Source organism: Rhodoferax ferrireducens (assembly GCF_003347515.1).
Classification (GTDB): Bacteria; Pseudomonadota; Gammaproteobacteria; order Burkholderiales; family Burkholderiaceae_C; genus Rhodoferax.
This window is the reverse complement of the sequence record NZ_QEII01000269.1, coordinates 1-15,914: the sequence shown is the minus strand read 5'-3', so window position 1 is coordinate 15,914 and position 15,914 is coordinate 1. Positions and strand designations below refer to the sequence as shown.

General features: G+C 56.5%; 16 protein-coding genes and 2 tRNA genes. 14 read left to right on the top strand and 4 right to left on the bottom strand.

The features are described from left to right. The first annotated feature begins 18 nt into the window (after positions 1-18). The gene (locus tag C5P05_RS11335; protein WP_114969952.1) at positions 19-1,980 is read left to right on the top strand and encodes a dynamin family protein; all 1,962 of its coding nucleotides are present in this window, start codon (positions 19-21) and stop codon (positions 1,978-1,980) included. A gap of 6 nt (positions 1,981-1,986) precedes the next feature. Further along, positions 1,987-3,021, top strand: a complete 1,035-nt coding sequence (mutY, locus tag C5P05_RS11330) for an A/G-specific adenine glycosylase (RefSeq protein WP_420130744.1) — start codon at positions 1,987-1,989, stop codon at positions 3,019-3,021. Positions 3,022-3,066: 45 nt separating this feature from the next. On the opposite strand, the gene rapZ is transcribed toward mutY, so the two are convergent. The 4 genes from rapZ to C5P05_RS11310 form a co-directional block, all read right to left on the bottom strand. After that, positions 3,067-3,942 (bottom strand): RNase adapter RapZ, encoded by an 876-nt coding sequence (gene rapZ / locus C5P05_RS11325; protein WP_114970182.1) that lies wholly within the window; start codon positions 3,940-3,942, stop codon positions 3,067-3,069. 19 nt (positions 3,943-3,961) lie between these two features. After that, positions 3,962-5,614 carry a DNA repair protein RecN gene (gene recN, locus C5P05_RS11320; RefSeq protein ID WP_114969950.1) on the bottom strand — a complete coding sequence of 551 codons (1,653 nt, stop codon included), beginning with the start codon at positions 5,612-5,614 and terminating at the stop codon, positions 3,962-3,964. 2 nt (positions 5,615-5,616) lie between these two features. Beyond that, positions 5,617-6,513, bottom strand: a complete 897-nt coding sequence (locus tag C5P05_RS11315; RefSeq protein WP_114969949.1) for an NAD kinase — start codon at positions 6,511-6,513, stop codon at positions 5,617-5,619. Between the two features lie 716 nt (positions 6,514-7,229). Continuing rightward, positions 7,230-7,412, bottom strand: a complete 183-nt coding sequence (locus C5P05_RS11310; RefSeq protein WP_114969948.1) for a hypothetical protein — start codon at positions 7,410-7,412, stop codon at positions 7,230-7,232. A 367-nt stretch (positions 7,413-7,779) separates the two neighbouring features. Between C5P05_RS11310 and C5P05_RS11305 the strand changes: the two genes are divergently transcribed. The 12 genes from C5P05_RS11305 to C5P05_RS11250 all read left to right on the top strand — a co-directional run bounded on the left by C5P05_RS11305 (position 7,780) and on the right by C5P05_RS11250 (position 15,380). Next, on the top strand, positions 7,780-8,130 hold the full coding sequence (locus tag C5P05_RS11305; RefSeq protein ID WP_157979301.1) for a hypothetical protein: 351 nt from the start codon (positions 7,780-7,782) through the stop codon (positions 8,128-8,130). A gap of 82 nt (positions 8,131-8,212) precedes the next feature. After that, positions 8,213-8,413, top strand: a complete 201-nt coding sequence (locus C5P05_RS11300; RefSeq protein WP_114969946.1) for a major capsid protein — start codon at positions 8,213-8,215, stop codon at positions 8,411-8,413. Between the two features lie 67 nt (positions 8,414-8,480). Continuing rightward, positions 8,481-8,825 carry a hypothetical protein gene (locus tag C5P05_RS11295; protein WP_114969945.1) on the top strand — a complete coding sequence of 115 codons (345 nt, stop codon included), beginning with the start codon at positions 8,481-8,483 and terminating at the stop codon, positions 8,823-8,825. A gap of 36 nt (positions 8,826-8,861) precedes the next feature. Beyond that, positions 8,862-10,235: a virulence factor TspB C-terminal domain-related protein gene (locus C5P05_RS11290; protein ID WP_114969944.1), complete on the top strand. Its 1,374-nt coding sequence runs from the start codon at positions 8,862-8,864 to the stop codon at positions 10,233-10,235. Between the two features lies 1 nt (position 10,236). Further along, positions 10,237-10,521 (top strand): DUF2523 domain-containing protein, encoded by a 285-nt coding sequence (locus tag C5P05_RS11285; protein ID WP_114969943.1) that lies wholly within the window; start codon positions 10,237-10,239, stop codon positions 10,519-10,521. 127 nt (positions 10,522-10,648) lie between these two features. Further along, positions 10,649-11,761, top strand: a complete 1,113-nt coding sequence (locus C5P05_RS11280; protein ID WP_114969942.1) for a zonular occludens toxin family protein — start codon at positions 10,649-10,651, stop codon at positions 11,759-11,761. A gap of 555 nt (positions 11,762-12,316) precedes the next feature. Then, positions 12,317-13,288, top strand: a complete 972-nt coding sequence (locus tag C5P05_RS11275; protein WP_114969941.1) for a rolling circle replication-associated protein — start codon at positions 12,317-12,319, stop codon at positions 13,286-13,288. 12 nt (positions 13,289-13,300) lie between these two features. Beyond that, complete coding sequence (locus C5P05_RS11270) at positions 13,301-13,498, top strand: hypothetical protein (protein ID WP_114969940.1); 198 nt, start codon at positions 13,301-13,303, stop codon at positions 13,496-13,498. A 74-nt stretch (positions 13,499-13,572) separates the two neighbouring features. Continuing rightward, positions 13,573-14,160 (top strand): recombinase family protein, encoded by a 588-nt coding sequence (locus tag C5P05_RS11265; protein WP_114970181.1) that lies wholly within the window; start codon positions 13,573-13,575, stop codon positions 14,158-14,160. 9 nt (positions 14,161-14,169) lie between these two features. After that, on the top strand, positions 14,170-15,174 hold the full coding sequence (gene hrcA / locus C5P05_RS11260) for a heat-inducible transcriptional repressor HrcA (RefSeq protein ID WP_114969939.1): 1,005 nt from the start codon (positions 14,170-14,172) through the stop codon (positions 15,172-15,174). A 24-nt stretch (positions 15,175-15,198) separates the two neighbouring features. Beyond that, positions 15,199-15,275: transfer RNA gene (locus C5P05_RS11255), tRNA-Ile, on the top strand. A gap of 28 nt (positions 15,276-15,303) precedes the next feature. Further along, positions 15,304-15,380 (top strand) — tRNA-Arg (locus tag C5P05_RS11250). The last annotated feature ends 534 nt before the right edge of the window (positions 15,381-15,914 follow it).

The window sequence follows — 15,914 nt, the reverse complement described above, 5'->3', positions numbered from 1 at the left end:
AGATTGCGCGGAGGATATTTGGCTACTTCATTCAACGAACAGTTTGATCAATACGGTACGTGGCGGCGTGAGTTTGCCCTTCGGCTGAAGTTGCTGGCCGAGTGGATGAAAGATCATGAATTGCTGGACGCTGCCGTGGAAGAGCGTTTGCGCCGACTGGAAGGCCGGGTGCGCACGGACAAAGTCATGGTGGCCTTTGTAGGAGAATTTTCCCGCGGCAAGTCCGAATTGATCAACGCCATTTTCTTTGCTGGCTACGGTCGGCGCATCATGCCCGCCAGCGCCGGGCGAACCACCATGTGCCCAACCGAGATGGGCTATGACGCAGACGTACCGCCGTGCCTGCGTCTCTTGCCCATTGAAACCCGTATGCAGCCTCAGTCGCTGATGGAGTGGCGCATGGTGCCGGAGAAATGGACACGCGTTGACTTGGATGTGAATGATCCCAAGCAGTTGTCGGCGGCACTTGAAAAGGTGGCTGAAACCCGTCGCGTGACGCAGGATGAAGCAAGAGCGCTTGGGTTCTGGCAGCTCGAAGCGCCGGAAGACAACCCGACGGTTGATGCCCAGGGCTTGGTGGAAGTCCCCAGGTGGCGCCATGCCCTGATTAATATCGCCCACCCGCTCTTGAAGCAGGGTCTGGTGATCCTGGATACCCCGGGGCTGAACGCCATCGGTGCCGAGCCTGAACTGACGGTCAGCCTGATTCCACAGGCGCACGCTGTCGTTTTTCTCCTGGGGGCGGATACCGGCGTGACCAAATCGGACCTCTCCATCTGGCGTGAGCACCTGGTCGATGAGGCAGACGATAAGAGCACCAGGCTGGTGGTGCTCAACAAGATCGATACGTTATGGGATGCCCTGAGCTCTCCCGCGCAGGTACAAGCCCAAATTGAGCGCCAGCGGGTGTCCACTGCCGAGATCCTGGGTATTCCCGTTCAGCAGGTTATTCCTGTGTCAGCGCAGAAAGGGCTGGTTGCCAAGGTAACGGACGATCTGGCTTTGCTGGAACTCAGTTGCCTGTCCACGCTTGAAGAGGCCCTCAGTCAGGGCATCTTGGGCCAGCGGCAGAAGATGCTGGGCGCAGCCGTTTCCAGTGGCATTTCAGATTTACGCACCGAGACCGGCCGCGTCATCAACATTCGCCGATGTGATCTGACGGAGCAGATGATGGAGCTCAAGGGACTTCAGGGCAAGAATTCGCCCGTGATCAAGAACATGCGCTCCCGCATTTCCCAAGAGCAGGCGGAGTTTGATCTGGGGGGCGCGAAAATCCATGCGGTGCGTTCGGTACACCTCAAACTGCTCCGTGAAGTGTTTGGTGTTCTGGGGCCAACAGCGCTCAAGAAAGAAATGGCGCAGCTGACTACCGTTCTGCAACAAAAAGGCCTCAAACTGGGCGTTAAGCGAGCGTATGGCGAGACCTTTGGCCAACTGCGTGAGAATTTGCGCAAGGTTCAGTTCATCAGTGAAGAGATTCAATCCATGTTGGCGGCGACGTTCCGGCAATTGAATGCTGAACACGGTTTTTCTTTGCAGGCCCCAACTGAGCCCTCTCTGGCCGGGCATCTGCATGATCTGGATCTGGTGGAGCGCAGTCATCTGCAGTATTTGGGTATCGGCAATGCTTTCCGGCTCGCGCAGCCAGAGTTTGCGGATCGCCTGGTCCGCGCGCTCTCCACCCGCCTTCGCGCCATCCACGAAACCGTGCTCGGCGATATTGAACTGTGGAGTAAATCGGCCGCAGCCCAGTTGGACGTTCAGTTGCGGGAGCGTCGCCGTAACTTTGGCCGTCGCCTGGAAGCTATTGATCGCATACAGCAGGCATCCGGTGGACTCGATGACCGCATCGGTGAAATACAGGCACGGGGAGATGCCTTGCAACAATTGGAGACCAAGTTGTCCGAATTGACGGCTTATCTGGTGACGGCGACAGACCGGGGTCGTTCCGAAACAGTCCCTATACCCGAGCAGGTCTGATACGCTGTGGTGATGGATTTGGCCGGCCAGGTGGTGACTTGGCAAAAAACGCATGGGCGCAACGATTTGCCGTGGCAGAACACGCGAGATCCGTACCGGGTCTGGTTGTCCGAAGTCATGCTGCAGCAGACGCAAGTGGCGACCGTTCTGGACTATTTTCCACGCTTTCTGGATCGTTTCCCGACGGTGGCCTCCCTGGCCGCGGCTCATCTTGATGAGGTGCTGGGCTTGTGGAGTGGTCTGGGTTATTACAGCCGCGCCCGTAATCTCCATCAATGCGCGGTTGACGTGGTGGGTTTGCACGGCGGCAGATTCCCGGCGACGGCACAACTATTGCAATCGCTGCCGGGCATCGGTCGATCAACGGCGGCGGCCATTGCTTCTCTGTGTTTTGCTGAGCGGGTTGCCATTCTGGACGGCAATGTCAAACGCGTGCTGACCCGGGTGTGCGGTTTTGACGCTGATTTGGCCAATGCAGCCAATGAGCGGCGGCTTTGGGATCTGGCCACGCAGTTGCTGCCAAACCGTGATTTACAACATGCCATGCCGCGCTATACCCAGGGGGTGATGGATTTGGGTGCCACCGTATGCACGGCCAAAAAGCCTGACTGCAGCGTGTGTCCGCTCGCGCAGTCCTGTGTGGCTCGGGCTCAGGCGCAGCCCGAGCGATACCCCGTGAAGACGCGCAAACTCAAGCGCAGCTCACAGTCGATCTGGTTACTGTGGGCGCAGACCGGTGATGCTTCGGTGTGGCTGAGCAAACGGCCAACCCCGGGTGTCTGGGCAGGGCTCTATTGCTTTCCCCTGTTTGACAACCGCGAAGCGCTGGAAGCGGCTGTACCCGCTGGCTTCCACTCGGCGCTCCTTGATACGCCTGCCTTCACCCATGTTTTGACCCACAAGGACCTGCATCTGCACCCAGTTCAAGTCGAAATGCCGTCCTCAGCTATGGCGCTGTCGGAGGGGGGATGGCTTGCTGCGGACGCCTGGCCGCGCTTGGGTCTGCCGGCACCGGTCAGAAAATTGTTGCTGCAGGCCTAACCAAGGGATTTGTCGGTGCGCAGTGTGCGCACGGTTGAGACGAGGTCAGAGGGCGTCCAGTTCCCGGTGTCGCTTCAGCGTGACCCACTTGCCCTCGAAAAGCTTCACCAGTTGTTCCACGAGGTAGACCGATCGGTGTTGTCCGCCGGTGCAGCCAATTGCCACTGTGACGTAGCTTCGGTGATCACGCGCCAGTGCGTCAAGCCAGTGGTTCAAGAATTTCTCAATGTGTTCCAGCATTTGGGCGACGTCTGTTTGTTCCTGGAGAAAGGCTGCGACCGGCGCATCCTGCCCCGTCAAATGGCGCAGTTCAGGCTCATAGTGCGGGTTCGGCAACATGCGCACGTCGAATACATAGTCGGCATCGCCCGGCACACCGCGCTTGAAGGCAAACGACTCGAACACCAAGGTCAGCTGGTCGTTGGGTGTGGAAATAAGTGACTTGACGTAACCCTGCAGTTGCGAAGGCCGAATGATGCTGGTGTCGATCACATGGGCGTTTTCCCGCAGATCAGCCAGGAGCTCACGTTCCAGTTCAATGGCATCCACCAGCGCACGCCGCTGGTCCTGCGTCGAATGGTCGGACGCGGATTGCGACAAGGGGTGCTTGCGTCGGGTTTCGGAATAGCGCCGCACCAGCGTTCCGGTCGTGGCATCGAGAAACAGGGACTTGACCATGATGCCCTGCTTTTTCAGCACGGCGAGCTGCTCCGGCAGCAAGGGGAGGGAAGTCGCAGTGCGGACATCCATGGCAATGGCCACCCGCGTGGCCTCATGCTCTTTCTCCAGCGCCACAAAGGGCACCAGCAGTTCCGGCGGCAGGTTGTCGACACAGAAAAATCCGGCATCTTCCAGCGCATGTAAAGCCACCGACTTGCCGGAACCCGACATGCCGGTGATCAAGACAATTTCCAAATCCAGGGCTTTGGTTTTCATCGCATCATTCCCGCGCCTGCAACATTTCCTTGGCGTGGGCGAGCGTGGTGCCCAAAAGGCGCTCGCCCCCCAGCATGCGCGCCACCTCCATCACCCGTTGTTCGCCCTGTACAGCAGCCACAGAACTCACCGTCGAACCTCTCTGCAGTTGTTTGGCCACCACCAAATGGTGGTCGGCACAGGCGGCGACTTGGGGTAGATGGGTCACCGCGAGCACCTGCCGGTCCATGCCCAACTGCCTCATGAGCCGACCCACGGTCTCGGCCACAGCGCCACCGACACCGGCGTCGACCTCATCAAAAATCAGGGTTTGGGCAGTACCGAGCTGGCTGGTGGTGACCGCGATGGCCAGTGCCATGCGCGACAACTCGCCGCCCGATGCCACCTTGTTGACGGGGCGAGGGGTGCTGCCTGCGTGCCCGGCCACCAGAAAGCTGACATCTTCCAGGCCGCTTTGCATGGGTTGTGCTGACTTTTGCAGCGCAACCTCGAATTTTCCACCTTGCATGCCCAGGCCCTGCATGGCTTGCGTGATGGCCTTGCCCAGTTGGGGCGCGGCCTTGGTACGGGCCTTCGAGAGAAGTTTGGCTTCCTGCATGTAGGCTTCGAGCGCCGCTGTCTGGGTGGCTTCCAGTCCTGCCAAATCGGCCGCGGCATCGAGCCTTTCCAGCTCCCGTTTCCAGGACGCCAGCAATTCGGGTAACTCGGAAGGAGTTCGCTTGTAGCGTCTGGCCAGCGACAGCCACAGGGCCATGCGTTCATCCAGCTCGCCCAGGCGCTGTGGATCCAGCTCGGTCTTGCGCAGGTAGGCCCGCAGAGAGTGGATCGTGTCTTCCACTTGCGCGAGGCTGGAAGCTAAAACCTCTGTCAGCGCTTTAAAATAGGGTTCAAGGTGCTCCTGTTGTTGTAGCGACTGATGGGCGTGGTGCAGTGCAGTCAGTCCATTGCTGTCATCGTCATCCAGGGCTTGTACGGCGCTTTGCGCCGCGTCCAGCAGGGCTTGTGCATTGGAAAGGCGGCCATGTTCGGTATTGAGTTCATTCCATTCCTCCGACGACTGCGGCGCCAGTTTTTCGACTTCACCAATTTGCCATGCCAGCCGCTCGCGTTCGCGTTGTAGGGATTCTTGCGCGGCATGGGCTTGGCTCAAGTCGCTTTGCGCCTGACGCCACCGTTGCCAGCGTGTTGCCAGCTCGGTAGGCGTCACCCGTGCATAGGCGTCCAGCAAGCCCCTGACCGCCTCCGGTCGGGTCAGACTTTGCCACGCGTGCTGACCATGAATATCCAGCAGTTGCTCACCGATCTCGCGCAGTTGGGTGGCAGTGGCGGGGCTGCCATTGATCCAGGCGCGGCTCTTGCCCTGCGTGTCGACCGTGCGTCGCAACAAAAGGCTGTCGCCCACCTCATATCCTGCGGCGTCGAGCCAGACTGCCAACGCAGCCGTGGCGTCGAACTCGGCGCTGACATCAGTGCGCAGAGCCCCTTCGCGAATCACCCCGACATCGGCCCGGCCTCCGGTGACCAGCTGCAGTGCATCAATCAGGATCGACTTGCCCGCCCCGGTCTCGCCGGTGAGCACGGTGAAGCCGTCGGCCAGATCGAGATCAAGCTCGTTCACGATGACGAAATCGCGCAGAACAATACGTTTTAGGCTCACGGTCAGGCCACTCCTTCATTCCAGTGCAGTTTTTGGCGCAGGGTGTCAAAGTAGGACCAGCCTTTGGGGTGCAAAAAGCGCACATGATGTTCCGAGCGTGTCACCACGATGCGGTCACCGTGCAGCAGCGACGCCAGCGATTGCATGTCGAAACTGGCGCTGGCATCGCGCCCTGCTACTACTTCAATAGCAATTTCCGCAACATTGGCGAGGACTATGGGCCTATTTGACAAAGTGTGGGGCGCAATCGGCACCAACACCCAACCCGGAATGGAAGGGTGCAGCAGCGGTCCCCCGGCTGATAGTGCATAGGCCGTGGAGCCGGTCGGCGTGGCAATGATCAAGCCATCGGCCCGCTGGTTCGCGACAAAATGACCGTCCACCTCAACCCGCAACTCCACCATGCCCGAGGTGGCACCCCGATTCACCACCACATCGTTCATGGCCAGCGCGTCAAACACACAGTGCCCGTCGCGCATCACCCTGGCATGCATCAAACTGCGGTGGTCTTCTTCAAACTCACCCCGCAGCATTGGCGCCAGCGTGGACGTATAGCTGTCAAACGGGATGTCGGTGATGAATCCCAGCCGCCCCTGGTTGATCCCGATCAGCGGTACGCCAAAGTGAGCCAGTTGGCGACCAATGCCCAGCATAGTGCCGTCGCCGCCGACCACCAGCCCAAGATCACATTGCGCGCCAATTTCGGGGACGCTCATGACCGGATATCCAGTAATCCCCATGTTATGTGCCGTGTCACTCTCAAAAACAAGCTCACATCCCTGCGCACGCAAAAAATAGGCAATGTCTTCCAGCGCATTGCGTGAAAACGCCCCCGAGGCGCCCGACGCAAGCGCCTGGTATTTGCCTATTAGCGCAACATGCCGGAATTTAGATTTCATTCTCAAATTACATCACTAAAGCGATGTAACTTTTGTTCGCATCTTGTCTAAAGTTGCGCGCCATATTTGCGCTAGTTCTGGGTGTCGTTGGCTCTCGATGTCCGCAAGTACTTCTATCGGTTGCATCTGTGCTGCCGTTGCTAAATAAACGATTTCAGATGCGTCAGCTTCAAGCTGTCCCGTTCCTATTCGGCTTATGCGGTGTGGGCTTTTGTGTCCCATTTCGGCTGCAAGTTCTTTCTGTGATTTTCGGCTTCTTACTTTTGCCAAAGCTATTAACTCTGATACATTCATAGTTAAATCCAATCAGTGATAAATCGTATTTTGTGCGATTTAGTTGTAATAATACGTTACGGTCATAAATCGCCGTTATTGCAACTTTATCACTTTGGGGCCACCAATGATCAAATCCATATCAGGAACACCCAGCGCGGGTATGTCCTTCAATTGCGGTCCCTCGGAATTTAACGGTGCTGCCCCATCGGTGGCCCCTTTGGGCAAGGTGCCCGGTCCGGGGGTCCGCATCCCTTCCAAGCGCTACACGATTGAGATTGAGCCTTTCAAGGCTGACTCGTCGTTTTGCCATTTCGCAGTACACGCTCCGGGGATGGTCTTTGCCTCGGGTGGTGCGCGTAGTCACATGTTTGAAGCTGTCGCGGCTGCATTTACTGCTGCTCGTCGCATGTCTCGTGCGTCGTCCTATCCCGTAAGGGTGGTCAGCGGTGAGCCTGCCGCCATACCGCATAGGCCAGCACCATTGCCACCAGCACCAGCGGCCATAGCCTCGCCTTCGCCTGAGGTGCTCCCTGCTTCGGTTTGCCAAGATACGCTGAAAACCGGCGTTTCAACGCCTGCGCTTGGCGCTCCTTTATGTGGTCGGGCAGTCGGTAACGGTGCATCGGGTAAATCCTCCAATCTTGATCTTAACGGGCGGCTCGTCAAGCGTATGCGGCTTGTCTCTTGGCATGGTCGTCGCGGTGTTGTTCGGCGCACTTCTCGCGGTCACTGCTTGGTCCAATTTATCGACCATAAGGGTGCGTTTGTGGGGTCGCCTGATTGGTTGGCTTGTAACTCCGTTCAGGTGGTCGCATGAGTGACGAGCGTTTTAACTGGTGGGTCAAGTTCATCAGCGATTTCCTCTCATTCGGCATCTTCGCTTCTGGCGTTGCGATAGTCGTTTTGTGGGTCAGGGCATGACTGCAGCTCAAAGCATTTCCGGTGAGTGCTTTAAGCCGCAGTCCTGCGGTCTAACCAAGGTAAAAAATCATGTCTGAAGCTCAAACCCCCGTCGCTGCCGCTGTCCCCACTGAGCGCGTATTGCAACACTCGTCAACTATCCACATCATGAAAGTCGATACTCCTGAAACCCGCGTTTACGAGGGCAAATCCTTCATCGTTTATTCGGCTCAAGTCGGCCTGCTGCTCGATGACGGCTCCTTGCATGAGGTCGGTCGCCTGAATATGCCTGAGACCCTGTATCAACAGGCCAAAGTCGGCTATTTCCGTGCCGCCTTCAGTCTCCAGCGTGCCGCCTGGGGGAAGAACAAAGGGGACATCATTTCCGTGCTGTGCGGCCTGCTGCCCATGCCCGCACGCGCCCTGCCAAAAACGGCCTAAGAGTTTTCAGTAGGTAGCGCATCAACGTTGTGAAATGCCGTGCGCTTCCTACCGGGATATTCCGGTGTTTACGAAAGTTGAAATGAAAAAAGCTCTCTTCGCGCGCCTGGCGCTGGTGTCTGGTGTAACTGCTGCTGCCGCTGGTTCGGCCATGGCTGAGGTTCCCGCTGTTGTCACGACTGCCCTGACGGCTCTGCAAGCCGATGCTTTGACCGTCGCAGGTATCGTGCTTGCGGCAATCGTGGCTGTGTACGCATTCAAGTTCATCCGCAAGGGTCTGTAATGCTTTCCAGTGCCCGCAGTCGTCTATCAGGCCGGTTCGCGGGCACTGGTCTTCTAGGGTCCGCATCATGTTTCAAGTAGGCGCTGCCTGTTATCAAACTGCCACTGAGGCGGCTCACGCCAGTGCGTCAGATCAGATCGGCGCTGTCGTCCAGCATGGGGCCTCGGCCTATATCGTCAACGTGGCGTCTGTCGCGGATGACTCGATTACTTATTCTTTGCTGCCCGTCGGTGGCGGCGCGGCAATCGTGACTGTTACGCCCTACAGTGCGCAACCCTGCGGGCTGCTCACAGTCCAAGACGGGCTGTCTATGGGCTGGATGGTCGGCGCGGCGTGGGTTGGTGCCTATGCTTTGCTTTTCGTCACTCGCGCACTGCGTGGTGATACCGGGGGTGACTATGGCAACGCCTGAATTCTGGGTTGGCTTCATCGGCGTACTAGGGACCGTATGGATACTCGTTCAAAACTGGTAGCGGCTTTGCTGCTGGCCTTTTCCGGTTGGTCGTATGCCGGTTACGCACAATTGGCCGCCCCCGCTGGTTGGACGCAAGGCAGTGGTGCTGCGTCAACGTTCAATTTTTCAAAAGTGGCTGCGAATGACGCCACTTTTTTGGCTAACACCGTTCGTACCAATGCCGCGTTGAATGTCGGCGGTCGGGCTATTACTATGCCTGTTGCTATGCGGTTTGCGGCGAATGCGGGCCGTGTTGGTGCTGCTGCTTCGTTTGGCAATCCGGGTCTGTTCGCTGTGCTGGCGGTCGGGTCGGCGGGCTATGCTGCATATGAGTGGTACACCGATAACGGCATCGTTGTTAAAGATGGTAAGTGGAAAAAAGATAACTCGATTGAGGGTGAAATCTGTACTACGGCTTGTCTTGAATGGAGTCCCTATGACTCCGCTGGCGGTTGGTACAAGGGTAGTGCTGCTGCTGCGCAGGCTGTGGCCGATTGGGCCGCACCTAGGGCGTGTCCGAGTAATGGTTCTAATTGCTCTTCGCTTGTGGTTCGGATCGACTTTCAAGCGTACCCTATTAAAGTTTGGATTGTAGAAACTTATGATTTAAATACTGGTGGTACTGGGTCTAGTGATCTTAGTTATTCGATCGTGTCTCGGCCGACCGATGCGTATAACACTGGTGAGACTAAATATGATGAATTGACCCGCCAGCAATTCGAGGATGAGATGGCTCTGCGGGCCTTGCCGAATGGCGTGCCTAAATATTTCCCTGTTCCCGGTGTCGAGTGGCCGCTTGAGCCGCTTCCTATCGTCAATCCTTCTCCTGGCGCGAATCCCGTGCCTCAGCCTTTGCGCGTGCCCATGGGTGAGCCGCAGCCGGTGCCCAATTCAAATCCTCCGCAGTGGAAAACGCCGGTTGTAGATGTGGTGCCATCGCCCACTATTTCAGAGCCGTTTCGGGTTGATATACAGCCAAAGGACCTGACAAAAACCGATGCAGAGCCATTGCCCGATACCGCGCCAGTGCCTGAGACGCCCGCGTCTGGTACGTCTGCCGATGAAAAAACGCCGGACCTTTGCGAGAAAAATCCGGACATTTTGGCCTGTCAAAAGGTCACGTTGGGTGACTTAGAACCATCGGTTATCGACAATTCTGATAAGACACTTTCCATTACGAAAAATGGTGGTTGGGGTCCGGAAAATGGCACCTGTCCGGCACCAAAAACGGCAATGATTATGGGCGTCTCGCTGTCCATGCCGTTCACCATGTTGTGTGATTTCGCAAGTGGTATCAAGCCGCTTCTTTTGGCTTTCGCGTGGCTCTCGGCTACGTTGACTTTTCTCGGCCTGAGCCGTAAGGATTGACATGGACGGCATTGCTGAATGGCTCGCTCGGATTACGTGGCCCTTGGTGTCGCGGGCTCTGTCTGCCTTGGGCGTCGGGACTGTCACTTATGTGGGTGCGGACAGTGCTGTCAATGCCGCACTGGACGCGGCAAAGGCTGGCTTCGTCGGTATGACTTCGGACATTCTCCAATTGCTCGCCATGGCTGGTTTCTTCGATGCCATGTCCATCATGTCCGGGGGCATCGTGAGCGGTCTTGCGTGGATGGTGATGAAACGTTTTGCGCTTCAAACCACGGGCGCATAACCCTAGGGTTTAGTGCACCACTCTCCGAAATCGCTTTGTAAAGTGTTTTCGGGAATCTGAAACTTACGGCGCTGTAAGCCACTCTCGGCCTAATTTTTTTCTCGTCAAAAAACGCTAAAGGTCCTCCATGATTACCCTGATAACCGGCGCTCCCGGTACTGGCAAAAGTGCTGCGCTCGTCGATCTGCTGTCCAAGCTCTCGAAAACCCGTACCGTCTACGCGTCCGGTATCCCCGGTCTGCAAATCGAGCATCAGGTTTTGGTTGACCCCGCGACATGGCCTGACACGGTGCCGGATGGCTCCATCATCGTGATTGACGAGGTGCAACGTGTGTGGCGTCCGCGTGGTCCGGGTAGCAAGGTGCCACCCGATATCTCCATGCTCGAAACGCACCGTCACCGGGGTCTCGATTTTTACGTGGTCACGCAGGCGCCGCGGTTGGTGGATTCGAATATCCGCGGCCTCGTCGGTCGTCACGTTCATCTGCGTGACCTCGGCATCATTGGGCGCTTCTGGTACGAGTGGCCAGAGTGCGCGGATAACTGCGCTACGGGCTGGAAGAACGCGCCAATCAAGAAACGCTACCGCTTGCCAAAGGCTATCTTTTCACAATACAAGTCAGCGTCGGAGCACATTAAGCCGATTCGCTCTTTTCCGTGGATGCTGGTCGTCATGGCCTTGGCTCTGTTGACCGTGGCGGTGATGTCGTGGCGCTCGTACGTGGCAATTTCCGGCAAACTGCATCCCGCATCAAGCGTGCCTGTGCAGGCGTCGCCTAAAACGCTCGATGGCATCGTCAATCGTCCGGTGGTTTCCGGTGAGTCGCTGCCGGTGTATGACACCTCGGCCTTTGTCCCGCGTATCTCCAGCAAGCCGGAATCCGCGCCCTTGTACGACCATTTGCGCGTCGTCGTCAATATGCCCATGGTGGCCGGTGCCCTGTGCATGGGTGAAAAATGCAAGTGCGTCACGCAACAAGGCACAGACGCTGGTCTGTCGCCCGCTGAATGCAGCGCCTGGTTAAAAAACGTTCCATTCAATCCGTATCAAGGTCTGGTCCGTGAGGCTGGTGCATCGGCGGGGCCTGCGTGGGCCGTGGCGCGTCCAGAACCGCCCGCACTTCCGCACAGTGTTATCCCCGATTCCAAGCCCGATGTGGTCCCGCTGGAAGCCTCCGCGCCCTCGCCTGACGCCTCGGTGCTGTCCTTCATGCACAAGGTCAAGGCCGTCTCTTATTGATAAACAGGGAGGTTCGCGAAGTCCGGGTAGCGAATAGCGTCAACCCGGGCTGAGGGTGCTAGGGGGTATGGGGGGCCGCCCCCATGGAGCGAAGCGGTACGGCTGTTCGGTGGTGCTTCACGCTGCCAGCTGACTGCCTGACACGTTGCGGCATCCCCTGTGTGAGTCTGAGTGTGAGTGTGAGTCTGAGTCTGAGTGCAATGTAAGAACGCAAGAACGTAACAACGTAACAACGCAAGAACGTAACAACAGGGGGTGACGCAATGGGGCAGGTAGTTAGCGGGTCTTCGATGCCACGGTGGCGTGCGGTGCTTCAGACCGTGCCCCGGAAAGCGAAGCGCGGGGCGCGGGCGAAGCCCGCGACTAATTTATTACTAGAACACTTTAGAACATAGGGCTAAAAACAATGAAACCTCTCCGGCTCCCGTCTCCTGTTTCCCGTCCGGTATTTCCGGTTTGTCCTTAATCGCTACCTGCCAAGGTAGCTATTTCAAAAACAAAAAAATCCCCGCGTAGCTATCAACTACCGGGGACAGATCACAGAGTAGGCCTGCGATGGAAAAGATTGTAAACGGCATGCGCTTTGAAGGCGAGTATGTCGAGAATTGCTGGGACGTCCGCACCTGGACAAGTAACGGCGTGACAGAGCGTTCTGCACGTCAGGTGGTCGAATGGACAGAGGTTCCCCCGATGCGTGCCCCGCTGTCGTGGGATGAGTACATAGCCCAATATGACTATGACCCCGCGAAGCAAGCGCGGCTTGAACAGGAACGCTTGGATGAAGTCGAGGAAAAGCGCTTGAGGTCGCTTAAATCGTCGGCACGCCGTGCCAAGACAAAATGCCGTCGTTTCATCATTTCTGAGGGCTTCAATGAAATGTTGACCCTCACGTATCGGGCAAACCAGACAGACCGTGAGCTGTGCAAAGTTCACTTTAAAGAGTGGGTCCGGCGCATGAAAAAAACCCTTGGTGATTTCCGTTACTGCGCATCGTTTGAGATGCAAGAACGCGGTGCCATGCACATTCATTGCGCCACCAATAAGCTGCCACAGCATGCCGATTACAAGGGCGTCAAAATCAAGGCGTGGGAGCTCGGCACGCGCATCTGGCGCGACATCATCGGGGATTACCCCTTTGTCGGTCCCCTGCGTCCAGCTGAGGCCTTTCCAGTGCTTGCAAACGGTTTGTGCTTTGTCGGTGGTAAATCAAAGTTCGGCGCTCCGTCGCGTCACAAGCCTATGAGCTTGGCGAAGATGGCGGGCTATGTCTCAAAGTACATCCTCAAAGATTTTGAGTCTGTGCCTGAGGAAAAGAACCGCTACAGTCGTTCAAACGGTGAAGTCAAGGCAGAGGTCCACATCATGCGTTTAAACGGCACCTTGGCCGATATCGTGGCCTGCTGCTTTGAATGCAAGGATGGCGATGTCATGGTCGATCACCGTATCTCGTATTTCAAGGATTCGTGGTGGCTCTGTACTGAACGTGGCGATGGTCCTGCGGCCGCAACGTTACACGTAACGCATTGAGGGTGAGCCCATATGGCACGTCAAAAGGTCCATGAAAACGCGGCTGCTCGGGTGGCGGCTTACCGTCAACGTCACGCGTTGGTCACGCTGTCGGTCGATATCCCGCAAGAGCTGTCTGAGGCATTTGAGGGCTATTTGAAATTCAAAAATCTGACTAAGGCGGCGGTGATTTCGAAACTGCTTCGGGATCAGTTGTTGCGTAAGCGATAGGGGGAACGTGCTATTTCTGCGTTTAACCTTTGTCAAATTGCCCTATGGTTTACCCTAAAAACAGGGGGTTAGGGATGATCTATGGTTACGCAAGAGTGTCAACGTCTGAGCAATCAACAAAGCTCCAGCTGGCAGCGTTTCATAAAAACGGTATAAATCATTTTTTCGAGGAGAAGCAATCGTCTATCAAGAGGCGTCCCGTGCTGGAAAATCTGATTTCGAATGTTCTCAAACCGGGCGATACGCTTTGTGTTTACAAGATTGACAGGTTAGCTCGGTCGATGTCGCATTTCGTTCGTATCTTCGAGCAATTGAGGGCTAAAGAGGTTGGGTTTCGCTCCCTCACAGAGTCAATTGAGACTGTCACGCCTCAAGGCCGTATGTTCCTCCAGCTCCTGGGTGTTTTTGCTGAGTTTGAGCGGGAGTTGATTCGCGAGCGCTGCATGGCTGGGCAGATCGCTGCTAGGGCGCGGGGTCAAACTTGGGGGAAGAAGCCAGTTTTGTCGCCTGGTGATTCCGCGAAGGTTGCGGATATGTGGCACTGGGGATTTGAACAGTCTTTGCTTGCTGACATGTTCGGGATGAGCGTTGCGGGTCTTCGTGACTCCATTCACAGGGTCGAGAAGCGGGGCCGTTGGCGTCTGTCACCTAGTGATAGGTAAAATGCCCTCATGCTGGATGATCGTGCCAAGTTGTTATTGAAAGCGCTGGTCGAGCGCTACATCGCCGATGGGCAGCCGGTTGGCTCGCGCACGCTCTCCAAAGCCTCGGGACTGGACTTGTCGCCCGCCACCATTCGCAACGTCATGTCCGATCTGGAAGAGTTGGGACTGATAGCCAGTCCGCACACCTCGGCCGGGCGCATCCCGACGGCGCGCGGCTACCGTCTGTTTGTCGACACCATGTTGACGGTGCGGCAGGGGCAGTTTGCCTCGCACAGTCTGGCGCCCGATCAACCCCAAAAAGTGATTTCCAACGCGGCCAATCTGCTGTCCAACCTGTCCCAGTTTGTGGGGGTGGTTATTGCGCCGCGCCGTTCTTCGGTTTTCCGACACATCGAGTTTCTGCGACTGTCAGAGCGGCGTTTGCTGGTCATCATTGTCTCTCCCGAGGGCGACGTGCAAAACCGCGTGATCTTCACCGAGGTGGATTATTCGCAAACCCAGCTGGTGGAAGCCGCCAACTACCTGAACAGCAATTACGTTGGACTGGCGATCGAGCAGGTGCGCGAACGGCTGAAAAATGAAGTTGAATCACTCCGATCGGAAATTGCCAGTCTGATGCAGGCAGCCGTGGTTGTGAGTTCTGAAGCCATTTCGGAGACGCAGGACGAGGTGGTTATTTCAGGCGAGCGCAATCTGCTGGCTGTCAGCGATTTTTCCAACGACATGGGTCACCTGCGGCGTGCCTTCGAGTTGTTTGAGCAAAAAGCGCAACTCATGCGCTTGCTCGATATTGCAGGCCAAGCGGAGGGTGTGCGTATTTTCATTGGCGGTGAGAGCCAGGTTGTGCCTTTCGACGATTTATCTATCGTCAGTGCACCTTATGAAGTGGATGGCCAGGTGGTCGGTACCTTAGGCGTCATCGGGCCGACGCGCATGGCCTATGACCGCATGATTCAGATTGTGGACATTACGTCAAAATTGGTCAGCAATGCCCTGAGTCACCACAAGTAGACCCTTACAATCCATGCTTCGTTCGGGCCGTTAGCTCAGTTGGTTAGAGCAGAGGACTCATAATCCTTTGGTCCACAGTTCAAGTCTGTGACGGCCCACCAATTAAGTTGGTATATAATACGAAGCTTAGCGGCTGTAGCTCAGTTGGATAGAGTACTTGGCTACGAACCAAGGGGTCGTGGGTTCAATTCCTGCCAGCCGCACCATATGAATCAAGGACTTAGCGTCGAAAGGCGCTAAGTCCTTTCTTCTTTGTGGCATTCAAACGTGTTCTGGTTACCGTTCCGTTACCGTTTCTCGAAATCTAAAAGTAGACGTGTTTGAACTGCGTTGGACAGTCTCAGCACTTTCTCTTTCAATTCCCCGGTTGCTGATCTATCGATGTCCCGTGTTTCGCTGGTTTTGTCCAGTCCTGGACAAATAGTCTGAAGTAGACTGACAATCAACTCAGCCGTCACCGACAACACCCAACCGGACATTCGGCTATCTGAATTCCTCGTCTCAAAGCCGATATTCAGGATCTGGGTGTTTGGCGGTGTGGATGTCCGCAACGTGGTGGTGGTCAGTTGATGACGGAACTTCGCTTCCCGACCAGGTCCGGAAATTGGGGTGTGTCGCTCCATTGCGGTCAGTGAGCGAACGTATTTCTCAATACCAGTCGCTCAGCCTCCGAAACGGGCAACTGTCGATCTGCCTGCTCCCAGGCGGCTGTTGGAAACATGATCGTCCAAAACCCTGAT